The sequence below is a fragment of the Nonomuraea sp. NPDC050153 genome (assembly GCF_044460125.1).
GTDB lineage: Bacteria > Actinomycetota > Actinomycetes > Streptosporangiales > Streptosporangiaceae > Nonomuraea.
Window position 1 is genome coordinate 56,981 of the sequence record NZ_JBITJQ010000026.1, and the last position, 25,502, is coordinate 82,482.

The following is a 25,502-nucleotide window of genomic DNA, read 5'->3' on the forward strand; positions in this document are numbered from 1 at the left end:
CGGACTTGATCACGGTGCTCAGGAACCGCGGGCGGTGGAACAGTCGGGGCACAGGCCCCAGTAGATGACCTCGGCCTCGTCGATCATGAAGCCGTGGGCGTCGGATGCGGTCAGGCAAGGCACCTCGCCCACCGCGCAGTCGACGTCGGCGACGACACCGCACGATCGGCACACGACGTGGTGGTGGTTGTCGCCGATGCGCCCCTCGAACCGGGCCGGGCTGCCGGCCGGCTCGATGCGGCGTACGAGCCCCGCCGCGGTGAGCGCGTGAAGGGCCTCGTACACGGCTTGAAGGGAGACATGGCCGACACGGTCGCGCACCCCGGAGGCGATCGCCTCGACATCGAGGTGGTCGCCCTCACGGACGGTCTCGAGCAGCGCGACACGGGCGGCCGTCACTCTCAGGCCAACACCGCGCAGCTCCTCGGCGGTGGTCTTCATAAACACGAATCATACAAGATAACGAATGATCCAAGTCTAGTGCCGCGCCGGAAAACATTGCGTGGACATGCGAAGACGCGAAAAACCTGCCCCGCGCGCGGCGGGACAGGCCTCGAATCTGAAGGCAATCAGGGGTCAGCCGGGAATGCCCGCCTCGTGGACCAGGTCGGTGAGGCGCTTGAGCTGGTCGGGGTCGGTCGAGGGCAGCACGCCGTGCCCCAGGTTGAACACGTGCCCCTCGGCCGCCCGGCCCTGGCGCAGCACCTCGCGCGCCTTGCGCTCGACGACCTCCCACGGCGCCATGAGCACGGCCGGGTCGAGGTTGCCCTGCAACGCCTTGCCCGGGCCGACCCGGCGGGCCGCCTCGTCGAGCGGCACCCGCCAGTCCACGCCCACCACGTCGGCCCCGGCCTCGCCGAGCACGCCGAGCAGCTCACCCGTGCCGACGCCGAAGTGGATGCGCGGCACGCCCGCCACGCCCTCGAAGATCCGCCGGGTGTGCGGCAGGATGAACTCCCGGTAGTCGGCCGGCGCCACCGCCCCCACCCAGGAGTCGAAGAGCTGCACGGCCGAGGCCCCGGCCGCGATCTGGATGCGCAGGTGCTCCAGGACGATCGTGGACAGCCGCTCCATGAGTGTGTGCCACAGCCGCGGCTCGCCGTACATCATGGCCTTGGTGTGGTCGTGGTTCCTGGACGGGCCGCCCTCGATGAGGTAGGAGCCGAGCGTGAACGGCGCCCCGGCGAAGCCGATCAGCGGCGTGCCGCCCAGCTCGCCGGTCAGGGCCCGGATGGCCTCGCTCACGTACCACACGTCGTCCGGCTCCAGCGGGCGCAGCGCGTCGACGCCCTTGGCGTCGCGGATCGGGTCGGCCACGACGGGGCCGACGCCCGGCTTGATGTCGAGGTCGATGCCGATGGCCCGGAGCGGCACCACGATGTCGCTGAAGAAGACGGCCGCGTCGACGCCGTACCGGCGCACGGGCTGCATGGTGATCTCGACGATCATGTCGGGCGTCGCGCACGCGGTGAGCATCGGCACGCCCTCGCGGACCTTCAGGTATTCCGGCAGCGACCGCCCGGCCTGGCGCATGTACCAGACCGGGGTGTGGGGGACGGGCTGGCGGCGGCAGGCACGCAGGAACGCTGAGTCGGCGAGGTTCACCCCACAAGGGTGCCACGTCCGGGCGGCGGTCCCGACACTGGCGCGAGGTGTCGGAAAAACATCGATCGAACACCCCAAGTCATGATCAGATAGCCAGATGAAGTTTTACCGGTCTGCTCGGCATCGGCACCGCACGAGGGTCGAACACACCCCATGCCCGGCCAGAGAGCCGGTCTCGACTGGGCCAAATGTTCGCCAACCCACCGCGCGGCATCGATTCAGAGACCACTTTCGGGACACGCCGAGCGCGTTGCGGGGAATTGTCAGCGGCTCGTGCCAACGTCGGAGCCACGACCCGAAGAAAGGCCACGGTTCGATGACTCGTGCGACCACCGCGTTGTGGACTTCCCCAGAGCGCCGCAGTGAGCGCTGCCTTTCCTGTGCCGATGAGCGGTTGTTCGAGCAGCCGCCGTGCCTCGACGGCCACGAGCCCGGCCACTGCCCGGAGTGGGCCTGTGTCGAGTGCGGTCACGCGATCATCATCGGCACCGCCGAGTCCGTCCGACAGGTTCGCCGGCTGGTTACGGCAGCGGCTTGATCACGAAGGATGAGCACCCCTGTGGTCCCCTTCCGTCCGTCTTCGACCTACGCTTCCGCTATGACACTCAGTGACCAGCCTCCTCCCCCCGCGGCGTTCACCCGCGCGGCGGAGAGCATGCGGCTGGCCGAGGTCAGACCGGAGATCGAGCTGGAGGACCTGCCCGCGCCGCAGCGGCTGGCCCCCTACTCGTCGGCCATCGGCGCGTCGGTCTACCGCGACGACGACGAGCTGGCGGTGGGCAGGCTGATCCTGCTCTACGACCCTGACGGCCAGCGCGGGTGGGAGGGCCCGTTCCGGCTGGTGGCCTACGTCAGGGCCGACATGGAGCCGGAGATCACCTCCGACCCGCTGCTCGGGCCGGTCGCCTGGAGCTGGCTGACCGAGGCCTTGGACGCCCATCAAGCCGACTACTCCGCCGCTGGCGGTACCGTGACAAGAGCCGTGTCAGAGGGGTTCGGCAACAAAGCCGAAGACCCGGTCACGACCGAGCTCGAGCTGCGGGCGTCCTGGTCTCCCGCACAGGAGGATCTCTCCGGCCACGTCGCCGCCTGGTGCGACCTGATGTGCCTGGCAGCGGGGATCCCGCCGCTCCCGCCCGACGTGGCCGCCCTTCCCCGCCGCCGTGATGATCCGGAGAGTGACCGTACGAAGTGAGGGCACCAGTCAAGACAGCATCAGCGTCATGAGGTCGGTGAACTCGTGACAGAAGAACGCACCGTCGTGCCGCTCCTTGAGCCGCGCGAGGGCATTCCATCGGTCATCGCGGACGCCGACGCGCTGACTGAAATCGTTTCGCGTTTCGCGGCGGGCAAGGGCCCGGTCGCGGTCGACGCCGAACGCGCCTCCGGCTACCGCTACGGCAACCGCGCCTACCTCGTACAACTGCGCCGGGCCGGAGCGGGGACCGCGTTGATCGACCCGATCGGCTGTCCCGACCTGTCCGGGCTCGACGCGGCCGTGGCCGACGCGGAGATCGTGCTGCACGCCGCCTCCCAGGACCTGCCGTGCCTTCTCGAGGTGGGGTTCAGGCCGCGGGAGATGTTCGACACCGAGCTGGCGGGGCGGCTGCTCGGCTACGAGCGGGTGGGGCTCGGCACCATGGTCGAGACCGTGCTCGGGCTGCGGCTGGAGAAGGGTCACTCGGCCGCCGACTGGTCCACCAGGCCGCTGCCGGAAGACTGGCTGCGCTACGCGGCGCTCGACGTGGAGGTGCTGGTCGAGCTCCGTGACGTGCTCCACCAGGAGCTGGCCGACAGCGGGAAGCTGGAGTGGGCGCGCGAGGAGTTCGCCGCCGTGCTCAACACGCCGCCGCCGGTGCCGCGGTCCGATCCCTGGCGGCGTACGTCGGGCATCCACAAGGTCCGGAACGTACGCGCCCTGGCGATCGTGCGGGAGTTGTGGACCATGCGCGACAGGATCGCCCGGGAGTCCGACCTGGCGCCCGGGCGGGTGCTGCCCGACGCGGCCATCGTCACCGCGGCGCTGGAGGGACCCCGCACCAAGAAGGCCTTGACCGAAATATCAGCATTCACCGGACGTAGTGCGCGCCGCCACATGAGCGACTGGCTCGCCGCCGTCACCCGGGCCCGCGGCCTGCCGGACAACCAGCTCCCGCAGCCGAGCACCCCGGGCGACGGGCCGCCGCCGCCCAACCGCTGGGCCGACCGCGACCCGGCCGCCGCCAAACGCCTCGCCGCCGCGCGGGCGGTGGTGGCGGGGCTGGCCGAGCAGCATCACATGCCGACCGAGAACCTGCTGCAGCCGGACGCGGTGCGGCGGCTCACCTGGGAGCCGCCGGAGGAGATCACCGAGGAGACGGTGACCGCCCGGCTGCGCGAGCTCGGGGCCCGCGAGTGGCAGCTCTCCCTGACCGCCCACCCCATCACCAAGGCTCTGGCCCGCCTGGAAACCCGCGGCGACCTCTAACCGCCCCAGGCGCCCGACCATCCGGCGCCCCGCCCTCCCGGCCCCCGGGACGAGCGGGGCGCCGTTCGCATCTCACCCGACCGACGCGGCGCCATGAGGCGATCCGATGCACGCCCGCAGGCGCGCCAACGCGCCGCACGGCGTCCTCTCGGCGCCGCGGCGTTACGTGGCGCCGACGGGGCACGACGCTGCGTTACGCGAGGGGGCGTCCGGCCGGGCCCGAGATGGGGTGGGTGGGCGGGTTTCCGGGCGTGTGGGGGTTGGGGCTACTTGACGGGGTTGGTGGGGCGGCCGTACGGTTCGGGAAAGCGCTTTCCCCATGTTTGTCCTGAAGGGATCCTCAATGAGCGTGCGCACCATCGGCGTCGTGATGAACGGCGTCACCGGGCGGATGGGCTACCGTCAGCACCTGGTCCGTTCCGTCCTGGCCATCAACGAGCAGGGCGGGGTCACGCTCTCGGACGGCGACAGGGTGAAGATCAAGCCAGTACTTGTCGGCAGAAATGCCGATAAATTGGCAGATATAGCGGAGAAGCATGGGATTTCGGATTTCACTACGGAGCTCGACTCCGCCCTCGCCGACGACGACAACCTGATCTACTTCGACGCCCAGGTCACCAGCGCCCGCGTCAAGGCCGTCTTGAAGGCCATCGAAGCAGGCAAGCACATCTACGCCGAGAAGCCCACCGCCGAGTCGACGCAGGAGGCGATGGCGCTGGCCGAGGCCGCCACGGCCAAGGGCGTCAAGAACGGCGTCGTACAGGACAAGCTCTTCCTGCCCGGCCTGCTCAAGCTGAAGCGGCTGATCGACGGCGGCTTCTTCGGCCGGATCCTGTCGGTGCGCGGGGAGTTCGGCTATTGGGTGTTCGAGGGCGACTGGCAGGAGGCGCAGCGCCCGTCCTGGAACTACCGGGCCGAGGACGGCGGCGGCATCGTGCTCGACATGTTCCCGCACTGGCACTACGTGATGGAGAACCTGTTCGGCCGCGTCCAATCGGTCTACGCCCGCGCCGTGACGCACGTCCCCGCGCGGGTGGACGAGCAGGGCAACACCTACCAGGCCACCGCGGACGACGCCGCGTACGGGATCTTCGAGCTCGAAGGCGGCATCGTCGCCCAGATCAACTCGTCCTGGACCGTTCGCGTGAACCGCGACGAGCTGGTCGAGTTCCAGGTGGACGGCACCCACGGCAGCGCGGTCGCGGGCCTGCGCAACTGCCGCGTGCAGCACCGCTCCGCCACCCCCAAGCCCGTCTGGAACCCCGACCTGCCCGCCACCGCCCGCTTCCGCGACGGCTGGCAGGAGGTGCCGGACAACGCCGAGTTCGACAACGGGTTCAAGGTGCAGTGGGAGGCGTTCATCAGGCACGTGCTGGAGGACGCGCCCTTCCCGAACGACTTCGCCTCCGGCGCCCGCGGCGTGCAGCTCGCCGAGCTGGGGCTGCGTTCGTCCACCGAGGGCCGCAGGATCGAGGTGCCGCAGCTGTGACGACGATCGACCTGCCCGGGATCGGCGCCTACACCCTGCGCGAGCCCGTCACGTGGGAGGCGCCCGGCAAGCCGCCCGCCGGCCGCGTCGTGTACGCGGCCGCGCACGTGGTGGCCGACCCGCTCGGCGACAACACGCCCGGCTCCCCCGCCGCCGTGGACTGGGACGCGACCCTGCGCTTCCGCCGCCACCTGTGGTCGCACGGCCTGCGCGTGGCGGACGCCATGGACACCGCCCAGCGCAACATGGGCCTGGACTGGGCGGCGACCAAGGAGCTCATCCGGCGCAGCGCCGCCGAGGCCCGCTCGTACGGGGACCCGGCGGCGCTGGTCGCCTGCGGCGCGGGCACCGACCACGCGCCCCAGGCCGCCGGCCTCGACACGATCACGGCCGCGTACGCCGAGCAGATCGAGACCGTCCAGTCGGCCGGCGCCGGCGTGATCGTCATGGCCTCCCGCCAGCTCGCCAGGGTGGCGGCGGGCCCGCAGGACTACCACCAGGTGTACGGCAAGCTGTTCGGCCTGGCGGAGCGGCCGGTGATCCTGCACTGGCTGGGCGAGATGTTCGACCCGCAGCTGGCCGGCTACTGGGGTTCGGGCGACGTGGCGGCGGCCACCGAGTCGTTCCTGGAGCTGATCCACGCGCACGCCGCGATGGTGGACGGCGTCAAGGTGTCGCTGCTGGACGAGGAGCACGAGGTACGGCTGCGCGCCGCGCTCCCCGAGGGCGTCCGGCTGTACACCGGGGACGACTTCAACTACCCGTCGCTGATCAAGTCGGGCTCGCACGCGCTGCTGGGCATCTTCGACGCCATCGCCCCGGCGGCGACGGCGGCGCTGCAGGCCCTGGACGCGGCCGAGTCGGCGGAGGACGACGACGAGGCCGCCAGGAGCCTCGCCCGCTACGACGAGATCTTCGCGCCGACCGTCCCCCTGTCCAGGAAGATCTTCGAGACGCCGACGTACAACTACAAGACCGGCATCGTCTTCCTGGCCTGGCTGAATGGCCACCAGGACGCGTTCGCCATGGTGAACGGCGCCCAGTCGGCCCGGTCGCTGCGGCATCTGGCGGAGGTGTTCCGCCTGGCCGACCAGGCCGGGCTCCTGTCCGACCAGGAGCTGGCCGTGGGCCGGATGAAGGCGCTGCTGGCGGTGAACGGGCTGTGACCCTTTCATTGAACCAGTGGACGACCAGGCGCTGGTCCGTGGCCGAGGCTGTGGACGGGTGCGTGCGGCACGGCCTGGAGGCGGTCGGGCTGTGGCGCGAGAAGGTCGCCGAGCAGGGCCTCGCGCAGAGCGTGAAGCTGGTGCGCGAGGCCGGCCTGCGGGTGTCGTCACTCTGCCGGGGCGGCTTCCTCACCGCGGGCGGGCTGCCCGGCGAGGAGGGGCGGCGGGCCTTCGCGCAGGCGCTGGACGACAACCGGAGGGCCATCGACGAGGCGGCCGAGCTGTCGGCGGCCTGCCTGGTGATGGTGGTCGGCGGCCTGCCCGGGGTGAAGCCGGGCGAGGCCCTGCCCCCGAGCGGGTTCTCGCGGGACGTGGCCGGGGCGCGCGAGCGGGTGGCGGAGGCGCTGGCCGAGCTGGCGCCGTACGCCGGGGAGCGCGGGGTCAAGCTGGCCCTGGAGCCGCTGCACCCGATCTACTGCCCCGACCGCGCCGTGCTGTCCACGCTGGGCCAGGCGCTCGACCTGAGCCTGACCCACCCGGAGGAGCAGGTCGGCGTGGTGGTCGACACGTTCCACGTGTGGTGGGACCCGAGGGTGTTCGAGGACATCGCGCGCGCCGGCCGCAGGATCGCCTCCTACCAGGTGTGCGACTACCTGCACCCGCTGCCGCAGGACATCCTGCTCGGCCGGGGCATGATGGGCGACGGCGTGATCGACTTCCGGCCGATCACGCGGGCCGTCCTGGAGGCCGGCTACGCGGGCGACGTCGAGGTCGAGATCTTCAACGCCGACATCTGGGCGGCCGATCCCGACGAGGTGGTGGCCACGATGAAAGCCCGTTATGAGGACGTGGTGCTCCCCGCGACGTAACGCCCAGGGAGCGGCGGCGTACAGCTGTGTGCCGCCGCTTTCCGCGGGTTCAAAGCCACCTCCTCAGGCGGCCGGTCGGTGCCGTCACGGCGGCTACTCATGCGGCCAGATCGCGCGCCGGCAGTCCGTCATAGCGTCACGGTCCCGGCAGCGCCGTTCACTTCGATCTCCTGCCCGGTCTCGATGCGGTGGGTGGCGTCGGGGACGCCGACGACGGCCGGGATGCCGTACTCCCTGGCCACCACGGCGCCGTGCGACATCGCGCCGCCCATCTCCATCACCAGCCCGCCCGCCGTCAGGAACAGCGGCGTCCAGCCGGGATCGGTCGAGGGGCAGACCAGGATCTCGCCCGGCTCCAGGTGCGCGCCGATGGGGTCGAGGACCACTCGGGCCACGCCCGTGACGGTGCCGGCAGAAGCGGCGGTGCCTGTCAGCGCGCCGTCCGCCGCAACGGTGGCGAGCGCCTCGGGCTCGGTGCCGTCGGACAGCAGGATCCGTGGCACGTGCCTGCGGCGCGACTCCCGTTCGTGCGTCTCCCGCCGTTCGGCCACGAGCGCGCGCAGGTCGCCCCCGTCCAGGGCGGCCCTGGCCTCGTCGAGGCCGAGGAAGAACACGTCCTGCGCCGAGTCCAGGACGCCGCGGTCCACCAGGTGCTCCCCCACCACGAACATGCTCCGCCGCACCCCGGCGAGGGTCTTGACCAGGTAGAACTTGGGCAGCTCGCGCAGCCCCGCGAACTCCCGGGTCCGCCGGAGCCCGAAGCGGACGACCGCGCCCCGCCAGCGGCCCTTGCGGCGGGCCTCGGACACCGCGTGGGCGATGGCCGAGCGCGCCGCCTCGGCCCCCTTGGCGAACAGCGCGGCGGGCGCGAGGTCGGTGCCGCCGTTCATGCGCAGGTAGTTGGCCAGGACGCCGAGGATGTGCGCGGGATGCTCCGACCAGCGGGGCACGCCCAGGTCGATCTCCGCGACGCCGCGGTGGCCGTACTCGGCCAGGAACGCGGTGATCTCGCGCTGCGCGACCGGCGGGAGCTTCCCAGCCTCGAAGAGGCGGACCAGCTCGGCCACCGGCTCCTTCCTGAACGGCTCCGGCTCGATGCGCGTGGCCAGGTGCCACAGCTCCAGGTCCATCTCCGTGGTCGGGTTGTGCGGGACGCTGCGCAGGACGTCCTGCATGTCGGCGATCGGGACGCCGGAGAGCTTGGAGGCCAGCGCGAACAGGCCGTAGCCGGTGATCACCATGGGCATGATCGAGAGGATGGCCGGGAAGGTGGCGGTGAGGATGCGTTCGGCGTGGTCCAGGCGCTGGGCGGGCGTGGCCGGCTCGGGCAGCCGCAGGCGCCGGTCCAGCTGCTCGCCGAGGCGGGCGGCGTACGCGAGGCCCTTCTTCGGCCTCGTCAGGGCGAGCAGGACCCGGGAGGGGGCGTGGATGCGCCGGGCGAACCTGCTCAGGCCGCGCAGGACCGGGAGCGGGGACGTGTGCACCACCGAGAGCCGCGGATCCTCCGCCAGCCGCTCGAAGACGGGCACGGTGCGCGCCTCGCCCAGCGCGAGCATGCGCGGCAGCACCGCGCGGCCGAAGCGGCTGCGCACGGCCGTGGTCAGGTCCAGCCACATGCGCTGGCCCGACACGGCCATGAACGGGGCGCCGTCGGCCGGGTCGGCCGGCCCGTAGCCGGGCACGCCCGCCGCGCCGGAGCTGACGAAGCGGAACGCCGACAACCCCATCGGGGTGAGCGGCCCCATGACGCCCTGGACGACGTTGACCGAGAAGTACACGCGCAGGCCCGGCCTGGTCGGCTCGGGCAGCGGGTAGAGGGTGGTGATCGGTCTCGCCTGGGTGAGCCAGAGCCGGCCGTCCTCGTCGATGGCCCACTCGGTGTCCTGGGGCGCGCCGTAGTGGTCCTCCACGCGACCGCCCAGCTCGGCCAGCGCGCGCACCTGGCCGTCGGTCAGGCAGAGACCGTCGTGCGCGGTCTCGACGCGCTCCGTGCCGCCGCCGGGCACCGAGCGGATGGTCAGGCGCTTGTCGCCGGCGTGGCGTTCGAGGATCTCGCCGCCGTACACGATGAACCGGTCGGGGTTCACGGCGCCGGAGACGACGGCCTCGCCGAGCCCGGGGTTGGCGTCGATGACGGTCTCGCGCCGCCGCCCGGTCACCGGGTTGGCGGTGAACATCACGCCGGCCACCCGCGCGTCCACCATCACCTGCACGACCACCGCCAGGCGGACGGCGGCGTGGTCGATGCCGTTGGACTCGCGGTAGGCGACCGCGCGGTCGGTCCAGAGCGAGGCCCAGCAGCGGCGCACGGCGTCCACGACCGCCTCGGCGCCGACGACGTTGAGGTACGTGTCCTGCTGCCCGGCGAAGCTGGCGAACGGCAGGTCCTCGGCGGTGGCGGACGAGCGCACCGCCACGGCCACGTCGTCGCCGAGTGCGGCGTAGGACGTCACGATCGCCTCGCGCACGTCGTCCGGCACCGGGGCCTCCAGCAGGTGGCGCCTGGCCTTTTCTGCGAGCCCGGCGCCACTCGTGATCTCCAGGCCCTCGGCGACCTGCCGGTACGCCTCCGTCGTCAGTGCCCATCCCGGCGGGACGGGAAGACCGGCCCTGGTCAGCTCGCCGAGGTTCGCGGCCTTGCCGCCCACCTCGGCGAGCATCCCGGCGTCGATGTCCGAGAAGTCCAGTGCCGTCTTCATCGTCTGCTCCTCTGCCGTTCAGCGTCCTGACACTCAGTCTGGCTCGTCCCCGGCAGGAATTCAACAGTTGATGAAAAGATCCGCGCCGTCCAGATCCCAGGCGGGGTCGAGCCCCACGCCCAGGACGGCCAGCGCCGTCGGCCCCACGTCGACCAGCCGCGGCTCGCCGAGCGAGCGGCCGCCCAGGTCCTCCTCCAGCCGGTTCGCGATCACGAACACCGTGCGCTCCTCGTCCGACGTCCCGCCGTGCCCGCCCGCGTCCACGTGCCCGTGGTCGGTCGTGACCAGCACCGTCCATCGCTCGCCGGGGTACGAGGACCGCCCCCGGACCGCGTCGAGCAACCGGCCCAGGTAGGCGTCCTGGGTCTGGAGCGCCTCGAAGTACTCGGGGCAATGGGGGCCGAGGTCGTGGGCCACCTCGTCGGTGTCGCCCAGGTACACGAAGACGGCGTCGGGGTCGGCCGCCGCCAGGTGGCGCTCTGCGGCCTCGGCGATCTGCTCGTCGGCCTGGGCCCAGGAGCCGAACCCGTAACCGTCCAGGACGAAGCGGTGGTCGATGGCCGGGCTGAACGCGCCGTGCTCGTCCAGCGCCGCCCAGGAGAAGAACGCGGCGGTGCTCAGCTCCGGCCGGGCATGCTTCGCCCGAGTCAAGAAGTCCGGATATTTCGTGAAACGGGGGGTGGCGAAGCCGTTGTCCACCACGCCGTGCTTGTCCGGCCAGACGCCGGTGGCGATCGACGACCAGCCGGGGCCCGAGTCCGTACGCGACGCGATGACGCGCCCGCCCGGCTCGGGGGCCTTGGGGACGACCTGGCCGGGCGACTCCGTACGCGGCGTTCCCGCCTCGCCGTAGGGGAGCTTGCTGGTGCCGTACGCGCCGGAGGACATGAGCGTGCCCAGCACGGGCGCGCCCAGCGCCTGGAGCCGGTCGAACCGCAGGCCGTCCATCCCGACGACGAGCACCTTGTTCCGCTTAGTTAGGGACATCCCCCTATCTAAGCGGCGGAAGGCATCTAGAGGGCGAAACGCCGCACCCAGTCAGCCGCCCCCGGGAGGATCTCCTCCACCGGGGCGACCTGCGGATACCAGGTGCGCTCCCACTCCAGCGACACCCATCCGTCGTAACCGGCCGCACGCAGCAGCTCGCCCGACTCCTCCAGCGGCACCGAGCCCGTCCACATGGGCACGGGCGTGGTGTCCGTGGCCGAGACCGCGTCCTTGACCTGGACGTAGGAGAGGTACGGGCCCAGCGCGGCCAGCGTGTCGGCCGGAGGCTCGCCGTGGCGCCACGGGTGCAGCAGGTCCCAGATCGCGCCGGTGGTCTCGGGGCAGCCCGCCTCGGCCAGCAGCCCGGCCACGGCGGCGCCGGTGGCCATGTGGTCGTGCGTCTCGACGAGGACGAGGACGCCGAGCTCGGAGGCCGTACCGGAGGCCGCCTTGAGCCGGCGGGCGCCGACGGCGGGATCGTCGCCGCCGGGGAACACCCGCACCGCGGGGGCGCCCAGGTCGGCGGCGAGCCGGAGGTCGGTGAGGAGCGCTTCGACGACCGGCTCGTCCGGTCCAGGCCCACAGACCTTGACATATCCGGCGAGTGCCGCGATCTCCAGGCCCGCCCGCCCGACCCGTTCGCGCACCGAGCGCCGCTCCGCGGCGTCAAGGCCGCCGTGGACCCCGGTGTCGGGGTGCAGGCGCAGCTCAAGGCCCTGGCAGCCGCCCTCGGCCGCGATCCCGATCGCCCTGTCCAGCCCCTCGCCGGGCATGCCCAGCGTGCTGACGGCCAGCTTCACGCCATCCTCCGTACGCTCTCTCGCAGCACGACCTCGCCCGCGACCTGCTCGACCACGACCGTGTCCGCCTCGCCCAGCGCGAGCTCCAGCGCCCGCGCCCCCATGTTCGTCAAGGGCAACCGCACGGTCGTCAGCGCGGGCACGTGGTCCCGCAAGGTGACGATGTCGTCGAACCCGGCCACCGAGACGTCCTCCGGCACCCGGACCCCGCGCTCTCTGTAGGCCGCGAGCGCCCCGACCGCCATCACGTCGTTGACCGCGAACACGCAGGTCGCGTCCTTGACCTGCTGGGCCGCCGCGTAGCCGCCGTCGCGGTCGAACGGCCCGTGGATCACGTGCGGCGCGGGCAGCCCCAGCTCCTCCAGCGCCCCGGCGAACCCGGCGCACCGGTCGGCCGCCGTCACCAGGTGCGGCGGCCCGGCCAGCACCGCGAACCGGGTGTGCCCGAGCCCTGCCAGCGCGCGGGCCAGCTCGGCGGCGCCCTGCCTGTTGGCGGGCGCGACGGTGTCGACGCCGAGGAGGTCCTGGCCCACGCAGGCGGCGCGCCCGCCGCCCGACTGGTAGCGGGCCAGCTCGTCACGCAGGCGGCCGGTGACGGCGGGGTCGGCGACGCGCGAGCCGACCAGCAGCACCGCCCGCACGCGCTGGGCGTGCAGCGTGGCCACGTAGGCGATCTCCTGCTCGGGATCGCGATGCGTGGTGCCCACCATGACCAGCAGGCCCTCGGTGGCGGCCGCCCGCATCGCCCCGTCGGCCAGGGCCGCGAAGTAGGGGTCGGTCAGGTCGTGGACCACGATGCCGATGACGTTGCCGGCCCCGCGGGCCAGCGTCTGGGCGGCGATGTTGGCACGGTAGCCCAGCTCGTCCGCGGCCTGCTCGACGCGCGCCCGCAGGGTGGCGCCCACCTGGCGGGTGCTGCCGTTGAGCACCCGCGAGGCGGTCGCGAGCGAGACGCCCGCCTGCTTGGCGACGTCCTCAAGCGTGACCACGAGACCTCCCGGAAAGCGGTTTCCAGTCTGCCAGATCAGCACCTGGATCCGCATCCTCGCACGTCTCAGGCCCAGGGGAACAGGATGTCCAGAATTCCCTTGTTCTCCTTGGTGGGCGTGGGCACGGGCGCCTGGGTCTGCGGCGCCTGGGTGGAGGGAGCCTGCGTGGACTTCGACTCCGGCGCCTTGGTCGACACCGTGCTGTCCGTCGTGTCCGTGTCGTTGTCGCCGGTGGCGGGCGACTCGTTCTGCGGCCTGCGGGTGGGCCTGGTGCTGGCCTTCGCCGTCGGCTGGCCGATGCGCGTGTTCGTCGGGCGGGCCGAGGGCTCGCGCGTGCGCTGGGCCGCCCGCGTGGGCGGGGTCGTGGCGGGGGTATCGGACTCAGTATCGGTCGGCTCCGGGGTGTCCGTATCCTCGGTCTCGGGAGCCTCCTCCTCCGAGGTCGTGTCCTCGGGGGCCGCCGACTCGGACGGGCGCGTCACCTCTCCCGCGCTGGCGCACTGACCGCCCTTGCAGGGGTCGTCGGAGGAGTTGCCCGTGAGCATGAAGCCGGCGCCCACGCCGACCAGCACCACCGCGGCCGCGACCACCAGCAGCTTCCTGGTCCGCCGGCGCACCTCGCCGTCCTCGCCGCCACCGCCGCCGCCGGAACGGCTGCCCGAGCGCCTCTCCTGCGGGCGCTTCTCGTCCGAGTCCTCCGTCCAGCCCGCGCCGAGGAAGCCGCGCTTGGGGCGGTCGTCGTCGCGGTCGTCGTCGAACCCGGAGTCGTAGCTCCGGTCGAGCGGCAGGTACGGGTTGTCGTCGTCGACGCGGTGGGGCCCGCTGGCCCCGCCGAACGTGTCATGCGGGCCGCTGGGGCCGCCCAGGTCGTTGGCGCCCAGGACGTCGTGGGGGCCGCTGGCGCCGCCGTACACGTCGCGGTGGCTCCCGTCGAGCGGGTCGCCGGCCACGTAGACGTCGCGGTGGCTCCCGTCGAGCGGGTCACCGGCCACGTAGACGTCACGCGAGGGCCCCACGTCGAGCGGGTCGCCGTACAGGTCGCGCTGACCGGAGTCGAGCGGGTCGCCGTACACGTCGCGCTGACCGGAGTCGAGCGGGTCGCCGTACACGTCGCGCTGACCCGGGCGGTCGAGGGGGTCGCTCTGTCCGCCGAGGACGTCGTGCGGGCCGTCGTCGAGCAGGTCACGACCACCGATGAGCTGCGGCTCGCTCTTGTCGAGCGGGAGGATGTAGGTCTCGTTGCCGACGACCTGGATGGCGGGCTGCTCGTCGGTGTCATCGGTGCTCCACCGCGGGGACAGCACGTCGCCCGTCAGATCGGGGTTTAACGATCTCCCCTGCCCTTCCTCATAAGGCCTGTCGTTCTCGTCGCGCGCCACGGTGGAACCTCTCTAGTACGAATTCGGACCGCGCCCTTTCCTAGCAGACCCAACCACCACTTGTCCGGAAATTTCACATGTTTCCCTAAAACCACTCTCCGTAACATTCGTCACTCCAGGCAATCAGAGGCACGCTGTTGGTAAGCCGATCGGCCCTCGAAAGGCCCTTTGACCACGGAATTCACCCGCACGGGCACGCTCCGGGGTCGTGGCACACGGCGGGTCGCCGGCCGCCCGGCACGCGTCCGGGCGGCCTGTCAGGGGTCACAGACAGGGGTTGGTGCTGGAGTCGACGACCTTGTCCTTGAGCGAGTCGGGGATCGCCGACACGACGCGCACGCCGGGCCAGTCCGCCCCGATGACGAGCTGGACGATCGGCCCGCGGGGGGCCGCGGCGGCGACGGCCCTGGCCTTGTACGGCTGCGTGGTGATCGGCCGGACCTTGCCGGCCACGGGCGTCCTCTTCTCCTTCGACAGCCGCGCCGCCACGGCGTCCCCGTAGGCGGGCCCGTCGGCGGTGTCCTTCTTCGCGTACCGGAGGGCGGTCTTCGAGGTCGCGGCGACGTTGCCGACCTCCGTGACCACGAACCCCTGCGCGGCCAGTTCGTCGGCCACCTTGAGCGCCTTGCCCTGCTCCCCCGTGCCGTTGAGCACCTGGACGCGCACCTGGCCGTTGTCGACCTTGGGCGTGGCGGACTTGCCGGGCGTGGGAGCGGCGGTGACCTCGACGTCGTTGCGCACGCTCTCGAAGAAGTCGCCCGCGGCCGGCTGGCTGAACTGGACCCGGTTCTGGTCGGCCGGATAGGGCTCGGTGGGCACGGTGATGCCCTTGAGCTCCTTGGTCGTCAGGCCCTTGACGCTGTAGGCGATGTCCAGCATGCGGTCGAGCGTGAGCTGGTCGTCCAGGGTGACGGCCTTGGCGGCGGCCAGCAGGAACGAGTTCAGCTTGGCCGGGTTGGTGAGCAGGCCGCCGTCGGTGACCGCCTCCAGCACCTTGGTGAGGAAGACCTGCTGCCGCTGGATCCGGCTCAGGTCGCTGCCGTCGCCCAGCGCGTACCGGGTGCGTACGTAGCCCAGCGCCTGCTCGCCGTTGACCACGTGCCGGCCGGCGCCGAGCACCAGCTTCGCCTTGGGGTCGTTGACGGCCTTGGGCAGGCAGATCTCGATGCCGCCGATGGCGTCGATGATGCCCTTGAAGCCGGTGAAGTCGACCTTCACGAAGTGGTCGATCCTGATGTTGGTGAGCGACTCCAGGGTCTTGATCGTGCAGTTGATGCCACCCTCGTTGAAGGCGGCGTTGATCTGGCGCAGGCCGCCGGGGATCACGGCGCCGGCACGGCTCCTGCACTCCGGGATCATGACCATGGAGTCGCGCGGGAAGCTGATCATGGTGGCCTTGTCCCGGTTCGGGGAGATGTGCAGCAACATGATCGTGTCGGTGCGCTCGCCGATCTCCTTGAGGTTGGGGCCGTACTTCTTGTTCTCGCCCGCGCGGGAGTCGGAGCCGACGAGCAGGACGTTGAGCGCGCCGGTGTCCGGCGGACGGCTGCCGACGATGATGGGCTCGCGGGGGATCTCGCCCTCGATGCGCCGGTAGTACGCGTACGCCCCGATCGAGCCGGCCACCAGCACCAGCGTCAGCCCGATGCCGACCCACCCCAGCGTGGAGATCCGCCGTCGCGGGCCTCGCTCGCGCCTCCTGCGCCGCGGCGGAGCACCCACCACGTGTTCCGGACTCTGCCTCACGCGCCCCCCTTCACCCACCCCACAAGAGACCCCACAAGAGAAACGCGTTGCGCCAGGTGGCGACGCGTAGCTCACCGAGTTACCGATGATTCCAGGACTGTCGCGCCTTGCAGATAAAAGTGGCAATGCTCGGGGCTGCCACTGTTGCGTGCCGGCGAGGGCTCCATCCAAAGCACGGAAACCCAGGGCGTCGCCACGCAGAGTGACGCCATGATGACGTTCATGCTGTTGACCGAGATGGCGCCCCCTCCAGGCGCCCAGGAGCTGGCCGGGCTGAGGGCCAGGGCCAGGACCGCCCGCCGCCGGGCCTTCGTCGCACTCTCCGCCTCGATCGCGCTGCTGGCCACCGCCCAGCTGCTCGCCGACCGGGCGCAGACGAGAGAGCAGACGCTGCCGCTGGCCGTGCTGTCGCTGGCGGTCTTCGCGGCCGCGGTGCCCGCGCAGGCGATCACCCAGTACGTCTGGGGCACCCATGCCCGGCACGTCCGCCACAAGGAGCGCGAGCTGTACGCCGCCCCCCGAACGGGCCGCGTGCGCCCCCTCAGCAGGCTGGTCGTGGCCTGCGGCTGGGCGGTGACGCTGCTGCTCGGCTGGACGGCGCCGCGCTTCTTCCGCGAGGCCGCCCTGTACGGCTTCGCCGACTCCCTGGGCTGGGCCACCGAGGCGCTGGCGCTGATGAGTCTGGCGACCGGGGTGTTGTTCGTCCTCTGGTGGGCACGTGACGCACTGGGGACACTGGCGCGCGCCCTACGGTCGGGCGGGTCACCTGGCGATCCGTGGGACCCCGGCCACGGCGCGCGCCAGAGAGAGGGCGCGGCGCTCTGGACGGTCGCGGCCGTGGCGGTCGCGGCCCTGGTCGGGGCCCGCGCCCATCTCTGGGAGCCGGCCACCACGGTCGTCTACACCCTGTTGACCGCCGCCCTCGTCTGCGGAGTAGTTACTGACGAGTAGCATAGGCACGGAACCCTATCAACGAGGAGCGAATCCGTGCCTTCCTCTCGTGACGTCGTGTTCGTCGACGGCGTGCGCACGCCTTTCGGCAAGTCAGGGCCGAAAGGGCTGTACGCGGAGACCCGCGCGGACGACCTGGTCGTCCGCGTCATCCGCGAGCTCGTCCGGCGCAATCCCAACCTGCCCCCCGAGCGAGTGGACGAGGTCGCCATCGCCGCGACCACGCAGATCGGCGACCAGGGCCTGACCATCGGCCGGGCGGCGGCGGTGCTGGCCGGGCTGCCCAAGAGCGTGCCCGGCTACGCGATCGACCGCATGTGCGCGGGCGCGATGACCGCGGTCACCACGGTCGCGGGCGGCATCGCGTTCGGCGCGTACGACGTGGCCATCGCCGGCGGCGTCGAGCACATGGGCCGCCACCCGATGGGCGAGGGCGTCGACCCCAACCCGCGCTTCCTGTCGGAGAAGCTCGTCGACCCGAGCGCGCTGGTCATGGGCATGACGGCGGAGAACCTGCACGACCGCTACCCGGGCATCGGCAAGCGGCGCGCGGACTCGTACGCGGTGCTGTCGCAGGAGCGGGCGGCCAAGGCGTACGCCGACGGCAAGATCCAGCCCGACCTGGTGCCGACCGCGATCAGGACGGCCGAGAAGGGCTGGGGCCTGGCCGTCGAGGACGAGGCGCCGCGACCCGGCACCACGATGGAGGGGCTGAGCGCGCTCAAGACGCCGTTCCGGCCGCACGGCAACGTCACTGCGGGCAACTCCTCCGGCATCAACGACGGCGCCACCGGGTGCGTCGTGGCCGCCAAGGAGGTCGCGGACGAGCTGGGGCTGGGCGCGAAGATGCGGCTCGCCTCCTACGCGTTCGCGGGCGTGGACCCCGAGGTGATGGGCGTGGGGCCGATCCCGTCCACGGAGCGGGCGCTCCGGCTGGCGGGTCTGGATATTTCGGATATCGGGCTGTTCGAGATCAACGAGGCGTTCGCCGTCCAGGTGCTGGCGTTCCTCGACCACTTCGGGATCGCCGACGACGATCCCCGCGTGAACCAGTACGGCGGCGCGATCGCCTACGGACACCCGCTCGCCTCCTCGGGCGTGCGGCTGATGACGCAGCTCGCGCGGCAGTTCGGCGAGCGTCCCGACGTGCGGTACGGCATCACCACCATGTGCGTCGGCATGGGCATGGGCGGCACTGTGATCTGGGAGAACCTGGCATGAGTGGCATCGAGACCTGGCGTGGGCTGCTGAGCGAGCGCAACCCCGACGAAGTCGTCACCAAGGCGCTCGTGCGCGACGTCCAGCTCCCCGACGGCGCGGGCACGATGGCGCTGATCACGCTGGACAACGGCTTCGACCACACCAAGCCCAACACGTTCGGCCCGCTCGGCCTGTTCGCGCTCAACGGCGCGCTGTCGGAGATCGCCGAGCGCACCGACCTGGCCGCGGTGGGCGTGACGGGCAAGCCGTTCATCTTCGCCGTCGGCGCCGACCTCAACGGCGCGGCCGCCCTGTCCACGCGCGAGGAGGCGCTGGCCATCGGCGCGCTGGGCCACCACGTCTTCCGCAGGCTGGGCGAGCTGCCGATCCCGTCGTTCGCGTTCGTGAACGGCGCCGCGATGGGCGGCGGGCTGGAGGTGGCGCTGCACTGCACGTACCGGACCATTTCCTCGGGCGTGCCCGCGGTGGCGCTGCCGGAGTGCTTCCTCGGCCTGGTGCCGGGCTGGGGCGGCACGCAGCTCCTGCCCCGCCTGATCGGCCCGGCGAAGGCGATCAAGCTCATCATCGAGAACCCGCTCTCGCAGAACCGCATGGTCAAGGGCAAGGAGGCGTACGAACTGGGTGTCGCGGACGCGATGTTCGAGCCCGCCGACTTCCTGGAGGAGTCGCTGCGCTGGGCCGCCCGCGTGGTCAAGGGCGAGCTGGCCGTGGAGCGGCCGGCCCCCGAGGCGAACAGGGACGAGGACTGGGACAAGGCGGTCGCCGACGCGCGCTTCCTGGTGGACATGAAGCTGCGCGGCGCCTCGCCCGCCCCCTATCGCGCGCTCGACCTGATCGCCCGGGCCCGCACGGCCTCCCGCGACGAGGGCTTCGCCGCCGAGGACGAGGCGCTGGCCGACCTGCTGACGGGCGACGAGCTGCGGGCGGGGCTCTACTCGTTCGACCTGGTGCAGCGCCGCGCCAAGCGGCCCGCGGGCGCGCCCGACCGGTCGCTGGCCCGCAAGGTCACCAAGGTCGGCGTGGTGGGCGCGGGGCTGATGGCCTCGCAGATGGCCCTGCTGTTCGCGCGCCGCCTGGAGGTGCCGGTCGTGCTGACCGACCTCGACCAGGCCCGGCTCGACAAGGGCGTCGGCTACGTGCACGCCGAGGTCGACAAGCTCCTCGGCAAGGGCCGCGTCTCGGCCGACCAGGCCAACCGGCTCAAGGGCCTGGTGACCGGGTCGCTGACGAAGGACGCCTTCGCCGACGCCGACTTCGTGATCGAGGCCGTGTTCGAGGACATGGCGGTCAAGAAGCAGGTGTTCGCCGAGGTGGAGGCCGTGGTCTCGGCCGGGTGCGTGCTGGCCACGAACACCTCCTCGCTCTCCCTGACCGAGATGGGCGCCGGGCTGGCGCACCCCGAGCGGCTGGTCGGGTTCCACTTCTTCAACCCGGTCGCCGTGATGCCGCTGCTGGAGATCATCCGTGGCGCCGCGACGGACGACGCCACACTGGCCACGGCGTTCGCGGTGGGCAAGTCGCTGAAGAAGTCGTCGGTGCTGGTCAAGGACGCCCCCGCGTTCGTGGTCAACCGGCTGCTGACCTGCTTCATGGGCGAGGTCGTGGCGGCCGTGGACGAGGGCACGCCCCTGGAGGTGGCCGAGCACGCGCTGGACGGGCTCGGGCTGCCGATGTCGCCGTTCGCGCTGCTGCAGCTCGTCGGCCCGGCCGTCGGTCTGCACGTCGCCGAGACGCTGCACGAGGCCTTCCCCGACCGCTTCGGCGTCTCGGAGAACATGGCCAAGCTGGTCGCCGCCGGCAAGCCGGGCGTCTACGCGCCCGACTTCACGCTCGACCCGGAGGCGGTGGCCCTCTTCTCCGGCGGCACCGCACCGTCCACCGCCGAGCAGGTGCGCGAGCGCGTCCTGAAGGCGCTGGCCGGGGAGATCCGCATCATGCTGGACGAGGGCGTGGTCGCCGCCCCGCAGGACATCGACCTGTGCATGATCCTCGGAGCCGGCTGGCCGTTCCACTTGGGCGGGATCACCCCGTACCTGGACAGGACCGGCATCGCCCAGCCGCGCTTCCTGCCGCCCGGCGTGGCCTCGGTGCCCGCCTGAATCCTTTTGGGAGGCCCGCCCGGCGGGCCTCCCCAACCCTCATCAGGCTCCGCCGTAGCGTTGAGTACCGTTCAACGGACGGAGAGTAATCATGATGAGAGCACTCGGCGGCATCGCCCTCTGCGGAGCCTTCCTGCTGGGCGCGTCGTCGCCCGCCCGCGCCGACCCGCCGCACCCGAGGGTGCAGCTCAAGATCGTCGACGCGATCAAGGACGGGGAGACGAAGACGGCCTGGCTCCACTGCGGGCCCGTGGGAGGCAGCCACCCGCACGCGCGCGCGGCCTGCCACCTGCTGCACAAGGTCAAGGGACACCCCGAGCGGCTCAACGTCACGCCGGACGCCGTCTGCACGAAGGAGCTGCAGCCGCACGCCGTCGTGGTGGCCGGGCGCTGGCACGGCAGGACGGTGAACTGGGCCAAGGTGTTCGGCAACGGCTGCATGATGAAGGCCGCGGTGGGATCGCTCCTCTCGCTCTGATCCGCCCGGGGGTGGGGCGCGCACCGCCCGGGGCGCGCCGCCCCTCAGCCGTCGATCTTGACCCTGAGTCTCGCCGTCCTGCTGTGGCGGTAGCCGTAGACGAAGTAGATGACGACGCCGACGACCATCCAGACCAGGAACCTCAGCCACGTCTGCACCGGCAGGTTGAGCATGAGGTAGAGGCAGGCCAGCACCGACAGGATGGGCAGCACCGGCACGAACGGCGCGCGGAACGCCCTCGGCAGGTCGGGCCGGGTGCGCCGGAGGATGACCACGCCGATCGAGACCACCACGAACGCGAAGAGCGTGCCGATGTTCACCAGCTCGGCCAGCTCGCCGAACGACACGAACCCGGCCAGCGCCATCGTCACCAGGCCGATGATGATCGTGAGCCGGGCCGGCGTGCCGAAGCTCGGGTGGACCTTGGCCAGCGGGCGCGGCAGCAGCCCGTCGCGGCACATCGCGAACAGCACCCGGGCCTGGCCGAGCAGCAGCACGAGCACCACGGTCGTCAGACCGGCGATGGCGCCGACGCTGATGATCGCGGCCAGCCAGCCGTAGCCGACGGCGGTGAACGCGTCGGACAGCGGCGCGGAGGTGCTGAGCCGGTCGTAACGCTGCATGCCGACCACGACGAGCGAGACGGCCACGTACAGGCCCGTGCAGATGGCCAGCGAGCCGAGGATGCCCCGCGGCACGTCGCGCTGCGGGTGGATGGTCTCCTCGGCGGCGGTGGCCACGATGTCGAAGCCGATGAACGCGAAGAACACGATCGCCGCGGCGGAGAAGATGCCCATCACCCCGAACGCGACCGGGGAGACGCCGAACAGCACCTGGATCAGCGGCGCCTTCAGCCCTTCCACGCGCGCCGAGGACACGGCCTCGGGGATGAACGGCGTGTAGTTGGCGGCCTTGACGAAGAACAGCCCGGCCACGATCACCAGCAGCACGACCGCGACCTTCGTGATCACCAGGATGAGGTTGACCCGCGAGGAGACCTTGATCCCGATCACCAGGATCACGGTGAGGATGAGGACGATCAGGACGGCGGGCACGTTCACCACGGGGCTGTCGCCCGCGATCGAGCTGGGGAGATGGATGCCGGCGGACTCCAGCATCGCGGCGAAGTAGCCCGACCAGCCGACCGCCACCACGGCCGCGGCCAGCGCCAGCTCCAGGGTCAGGTCCCAGCCGATCACCCAGGCGGGGAACTCGCCCAGGGTGGCGAAGGCGAAGGTGTAGGCCGAGCCGGCGACCGGGATCGTGGAGGCGAACTCGGCGTAGCACAGGGCCGCCAGCCCGCAGACGACGCCCGCGACGATGAACGAGACCGCCACCGCCGGGCCCGCCACCTCCCTGGCGACCTGTCCCGTGAGCACGAAGATCCCGGTGCCGACGATCACCCCGATGCCGAAAACCGTCAGGTCGGTGGCCGTCAGGCGTTTGCGCAGCTGGTGCTCCGGATCCTCGGTGTCACGGATCGACTGCTCGACGCTCTTCGTGCGAAAGATGTCCACGCTCGGTGATCCTTCCCACGCCCTGAGTGATCATGCGCGGTCGGGAACCGCCCCGCTGAAGTCTCACCGCGGGGATAGAAGCCCGGGACGCGGCGGTGATCGTCGTACCGGTGATCACCGCCGCGGCGCTCCGGGGGCTCAGTGGCGGGCGGGCACCTGGTGGGAGGTGCGCTTGGCGACCGCCTCGGTGATCTGCCGGGCGAGGTCCTGCCCGGTCAGGCCGATCCTGCCGAGGATCGCGGCCCGCTTGGCGTGGTCGAGGAACTCCTGCGGGATGCCGAACGTGCGCACCGGCACGTCGACGTCGGCGTCGCGCAGCAGGCGGGCCACGGCGTCGCCCACGGCGCCCACCCGGCCGTTGTCCTCGACGACGGCCACCATCTTGTGGGCGCTCGCGGCCAGCACCAGCGCCTCGTCGAGCGGCTTGACCCACCGGGGGTCGACCACAGTGGCCGCGATGCCCTGGGCGTCGAGCAGGACCGCGGCGTCCATGCAGACCTGCGCCATCGGGCCCACGCCGACCAGCAGCACGTCGGGCTCGCCCGTGGGGGCGCGCAGCAGGTCCATCTCGCCCAGCTTGCCCACCGCCTCGACCGCCTCGGCGACCGGGCCCTTGGGGAAGCGCAGCACGGTCGGGCCGTCGGTGACCTCCACGGCCTCGCGCAGCAGCTCGGTCAGCCGGTCGCCGTCGCGCGGCACCGCGACCCTCAGCCCCGGCACGACCTGGAGGATCGACAGGTCCCACATGCCGTTGTGGCTGGGCCCGTCGTCGCCCGTGACACCCGCCCGGTCGAGCACCACCGTGACGGGCAGCCGGTGCAGCGCGACGTCCATGAGGAGCTGGTCGAAGGCCCGGTTGAGGAAGGTGGCGTAGACGGCCACGACCGGGTGCATGCCGCCGAGGGCGAGGCCGGCGGCGCTGGTCAGCGCGTGCTGCTCGGCGATGCCGACGTCGTAGATGCGCTCGGGGTAGGCCTCGGCGAACGCGTTGAGGCCCGTCGGGTGGAGCATGGCCGCGGTGATCGCGACGAGGTCCTCGCGCTCCTTGCCGAGCCGGACGAGCTCCTCGCTGAACGCGTTGGTCCAGATGCGCGGCTTGGGCTTCTCCGCGCCGGTGGCCCGGTCGAAGGCGCCGGGCGAGTGGAACTGGTCCTCGTCGTGGTTTTCCGCCGGTGTGTAGCCGCGGCCCTTCTGGGTGAGGGCGTGGACGATGACGGGGCCGCGGAAGTCGCGCGCCTTGCGCAGCGCCGCCTCCATGGCCTGCTCGTCGTGGCCGTCGATGGGGCCGACGTATTTGAGCCCGAGGTCCTCGAACATGACCTGCGGGGCCAGGACGTCCTTGACGCCCTTCTTGAAGCCGTGCAGGGCGTCGTAGAGCACGGGAACGTTCCCCAACTTGTCCTTGACGTAGTCGAGGAAGTCCTCATACCTGCGGTTGACCCGCAGGGAGGACAGGTGGGAGGCCAGGCCGCCGATCGTGGGCGAGTAGGAGCGGCCGTTGTCGTTGACGACGATCACGAGCCGGAGGTCCTTGCCGGCGGCGATGTTGTTGAGCGCCTCCCAGGCCATGCCGCCGGTCAGCGCGCCGTCGCCGATCACCGCGACGACCGTGCGGTCCTGCTCGCCACGCAGCTTGAACGCCTTGGCCAGGCCGTCGGCGTAGGACAGCGCTGTCGAGGCGTGGGAGTTCTCCACGAAGTCGTGCTCCGACTCGGCCTGGCTCGGATAGCCCGACAGGCCGCCCTCCTGCTTGAGCGCGTCGAAGCCGGAGGCTCGGCCGGTGAGGACTTTATGCACGTACGACTGGTGGCCGGTGTCCCAGACGATGGGGTCGTTCGGGGAGTCGAAGACCCGGTGCAGGGCGATGGTGAGCTCGACCACACCCAGGTTGGGGCCCAGATGGCCGCCGAATCTGGCGCACGAGTCGACCAGCAGGTCGCGGATCTCCCCCGCGAGCCGAGGCAGCTCCTCGACAGTGAGCCGTTTGACGTCGTGCGGTCCCTCTATCGAGCCCAGCAACCCGCTCACGGATCCGACTCCCCTCTGCTCTTGTGCGCCGACGACCACGAGTCTAGTTCGCTCGTGCCTCACTGACTCCATCGAGTCAAATCCACCCACATATGTCTGATCTTGGGATAGTTTTTCGGAACATATGAACTCTGCCCCCAAAAGTAAACTCGTCGCGCTGGCGGCCGCCATGGTGGCGCTTACCCTGGCAGCGGCCGGTTTGGTGCTCGTGCTGGCGGACGTCGCCACCACCTCGACGGAGCCGCAGAACGGGGCCCAGCAGGCCGCCCCGCCCGCCAAGGGCGCCAGCGAGTCGAAGAAGGGGCCCATGATCGGCCGGGCGCTGGCCACGGCCAACCCGCTCTACCGGACCGGACGCCTGGCGGATGTCAACTGCGCGCCCGGCGACCTGCCCGCCGGGAGCATGACCGCGTACCGGCGCTTCCTGACCCGCGTGACCAACTGCCTCAACAAGGCGTGGGGAGCCCAGTTCCGCAAGGCCAGGCTGCCCTTCACCAAGCCGCGGCTGCGCATCATCACCGCCAAGGTCAGGACGCCCTGCGGCATGTGGAACACCGGCGCCGACGGCGTCTACTGCTCCACCGACCGCACGATGTACCTGATGATCAGCAGGGACCAGCTGCGGAACCCGTTTCCGCTGGGCATCACCCGCCTGATCGCCCACGAGTACGGGCACCACGTCCAGCAGGTCTCCGGCATCTGGAACTACTACTGGACCGCCAGGAATGTCGCGGGCAAGGCGAAGCGGCTGCAACTCTCGCGCAATTCGGAACTGCAGGCGGAGTGCTTCTCCTCGGCGTTCATGAGCACGATGAAGGGCACGGAACTCGTCACCGACGCCGACTGGGCGTACACCGTCGACTGGTTCAGGAAGAACGGCGCCAAGGGCTGGCCCCAGAACGACCACGGCAAGGGCCCGACGCAGGCGGCCTGGATGACGCGGGGCTTCAACCGCGGCACTCCGGGCGCGTGCAACACCTGGTCCGCCGCGGCCCGCAACACGCTTTAATCT

20 protein-coding genes are annotated in these 25,502 nt (G+C 71.3%); 10 read left to right on the top strand and 10 right to left on the bottom strand.

The window, feature by feature from the left end:
* Positions 1-18 precede the first annotated feature (18 nt).
* Both ACIBQ1_RS42985 and hemE read right to left on the bottom strand, forming a co-directional pair.
* A complete protein-coding gene (locus tag ACIBQ1_RS42985; protein ID WP_397286398.1) occupies positions 19-441 on the bottom strand; it encodes a Fur family transcriptional regulator in 423 nt (140 codons plus the stop codon).
* A 135-nt stretch (positions 442-576) separates the two neighbouring features.
* On the bottom strand, positions 577-1,605 hold the full coding sequence (gene hemE / locus ACIBQ1_RS42990) for a uroporphyrinogen decarboxylase (protein ID WP_397286400.1): 1,029 nt from the start codon (positions 1,603-1,605) through the stop codon (positions 577-579).
* Positions 1,606-2,203: 598 nt separating this feature from the next.
* On the opposite strand from hemE, the gene ACIBQ1_RS42995 reads away from it, so the two are divergent.
* The 5 genes from ACIBQ1_RS42995 (at position 2,204) to ACIBQ1_RS43015 (ending at position 7,596) form a co-directional block, all read left to right on the top strand.
* On the top strand, positions 2,204-2,800 hold the full coding sequence (locus tag ACIBQ1_RS42995) for a DUF3000 domain-containing protein (RefSeq protein ID WP_355367711.1): 597 nt from the start codon (positions 2,204-2,206) through the stop codon (positions 2,798-2,800).
* A 45-nt stretch (positions 2,801-2,845) separates the two neighbouring features.
* Positions 2,846-4,072 (top strand): HRDC domain-containing protein, encoded by a 1,227-nt coding sequence (locus ACIBQ1_RS43000; protein ID WP_397286402.1) that lies wholly within the window; start codon positions 2,846-2,848, stop codon positions 4,070-4,072.
* 343 nt (positions 4,073-4,415) lie between these two features.
* Positions 4,416-5,561 (top strand): Gfo/Idh/MocA family protein, encoded by a 1,146-nt coding sequence (locus ACIBQ1_RS43005; protein ID WP_397286404.1) that lies wholly within the window; start codon positions 4,416-4,418, stop codon positions 5,559-5,561.
* Positions 5,558-6,727 (top strand): dihydrodipicolinate synthase family protein, encoded by a 1,170-nt coding sequence (locus ACIBQ1_RS43010; RefSeq protein WP_397286406.1) that lies wholly within the window; start codon positions 5,558-5,560, stop codon positions 6,725-6,727. The genes ACIBQ1_RS43005 and ACIBQ1_RS43010 overlap by 4 nt, the downstream gene beginning before the upstream one ends.
* Positions 6,724-7,596, top strand: coding sequence for a sugar phosphate isomerase/epimerase family protein (locus tag ACIBQ1_RS43015; RefSeq protein WP_397286408.1), 873 nt, complete (start codon positions 6,724-6,726; stop codon positions 7,594-7,596). The genes ACIBQ1_RS43010 and ACIBQ1_RS43015 overlap by 4 nt, the downstream gene beginning before the upstream one ends.
* 128 nt (positions 7,597-7,724) lie before the next feature.
* Here ACIBQ1_RS43015 and ACIBQ1_RS43020 read toward each other — a convergent pair whose 3' ends face one another.
* From ACIBQ1_RS43020 to ACIBQ1_RS43045, 6 genes are all read right to left on the bottom strand, one after another.
* A complete protein-coding gene (locus ACIBQ1_RS43020) occupies positions 7,725-10,295 on the bottom strand; it encodes a PEP/pyruvate-binding domain-containing protein (protein WP_397286410.1) in 2,571 nt (856 codons plus the stop codon).
* A gap of 60 nt (positions 10,296-10,355) precedes the next feature.
* Complete coding sequence (locus tag ACIBQ1_RS43025; protein WP_397286412.1) at positions 10,356-11,282, bottom strand: alkaline phosphatase family protein; 927 nt, start codon at positions 11,280-11,282, stop codon at positions 10,356-10,358.
* 26 nt (positions 11,283-11,308) lie between these two features.
* Positions 11,309-12,082 carry a sugar phosphate isomerase/epimerase family protein gene (locus ACIBQ1_RS43030; protein WP_397286414.1) on the bottom strand — a complete coding sequence of 258 codons (774 nt, stop codon included), beginning with the start codon at positions 12,080-12,082 and terminating at the stop codon, positions 11,309-11,311.
* The gene (locus tag ACIBQ1_RS43035; RefSeq protein ID WP_397286415.1) at positions 12,079-13,071 is read right to left on the bottom strand and encodes a LacI family DNA-binding transcriptional regulator; all 993 of its coding nucleotides are present in this window, start codon (positions 13,069-13,071) and stop codon (positions 12,079-12,081) included. The genes ACIBQ1_RS43030 and ACIBQ1_RS43035 overlap by 4 nt, the downstream gene beginning before the upstream one ends.
* A 65-nt stretch (positions 13,072-13,136) precedes the next feature.
* Positions 13,137-14,375: a hypothetical protein gene (locus tag ACIBQ1_RS43040; RefSeq protein ID WP_397286417.1), complete on the bottom strand. Its 1,239-nt coding sequence runs from the start codon at positions 14,373-14,375 to the stop codon at positions 13,137-13,139.
* Positions 14,376-14,714: 339 nt separating this feature from the next.
* Complete coding sequence (locus ACIBQ1_RS43045) at positions 14,715-16,196, bottom strand: LCP family protein (protein ID WP_397286419.1); 1,482 nt, start codon at positions 16,194-16,196, stop codon at positions 14,715-14,717.
* 222 nt (positions 16,197-16,418) lie between these two features.
* Here ACIBQ1_RS43045 and ACIBQ1_RS43050 point away from each other — a divergent pair, with 222 nt between their 5' ends.
* The 4 genes from ACIBQ1_RS43050 (at position 16,419) to ACIBQ1_RS43065 (ending at position 20,945) form a co-directional block, all read left to right on the top strand.
* Positions 16,419-17,147 (top strand): hypothetical protein, encoded by a 729-nt coding sequence (locus ACIBQ1_RS43050; RefSeq protein WP_397286421.1) that lies wholly within the window; start codon positions 16,419-16,421, stop codon positions 17,145-17,147.
* A gap of 57 nt (positions 17,148-17,204) precedes the next feature.
* Entirely contained in the window at positions 17,205-18,368 is a 1,164-nt protein-coding gene (locus ACIBQ1_RS43055; protein WP_397286596.1) for a thiolase family protein, read from the top strand.
* Complete coding sequence (locus tag ACIBQ1_RS43060) at positions 18,365-20,467, top strand: 3-hydroxyacyl-CoA dehydrogenase NAD-binding domain-containing protein (protein ID WP_397286422.1); 2,103 nt, start codon at positions 18,365-18,367, stop codon at positions 20,465-20,467. Before ACIBQ1_RS43055 ends, ACIBQ1_RS43060 begins: the two co-directional genes overlap by 4 nt.
* 91 nt (positions 20,468-20,558) lie before the next feature.
* Entirely contained in the window at positions 20,559-20,945 is a 387-nt protein-coding gene (locus ACIBQ1_RS43065) for an SSI family serine proteinase inhibitor (RefSeq protein ID WP_397286424.1), read from the top strand.
* A 44-nt stretch (positions 20,946-20,989) separates the two neighbouring features.
* On the opposite strand, the gene ACIBQ1_RS43070 is transcribed toward ACIBQ1_RS43065, so the two are convergent.
* Both ACIBQ1_RS43070 and dxs read right to left on the bottom strand, forming a co-directional pair.
* Positions 20,990-22,462, bottom strand: coding sequence for an amino acid permease (locus ACIBQ1_RS43070; protein WP_397286426.1), 1,473 nt, complete (start codon positions 22,460-22,462; stop codon positions 20,990-20,992).
* Between the two features lie 138 nt (positions 22,463-22,600).
* On the bottom strand, positions 22,601-24,481 hold the full coding sequence (gene dxs / locus ACIBQ1_RS43075; protein ID WP_397286597.1) for a 1-deoxy-D-xylulose-5-phosphate synthase: 1,881 nt from the start codon (positions 24,479-24,481) through the stop codon (positions 22,601-22,603).
* Positions 24,482-24,614: 133 nt separating this feature from the next.
* Between dxs and ACIBQ1_RS43080 the strand changes: the two genes are divergently transcribed.
* Positions 24,615-25,499, top strand: coding sequence for a neutral zinc metallopeptidase (locus ACIBQ1_RS43080; protein WP_397286428.1), 885 nt, complete (start codon positions 24,615-24,617; stop codon positions 25,497-25,499).
* Positions 25,500-25,502: the final 3 nt, after the last annotated feature.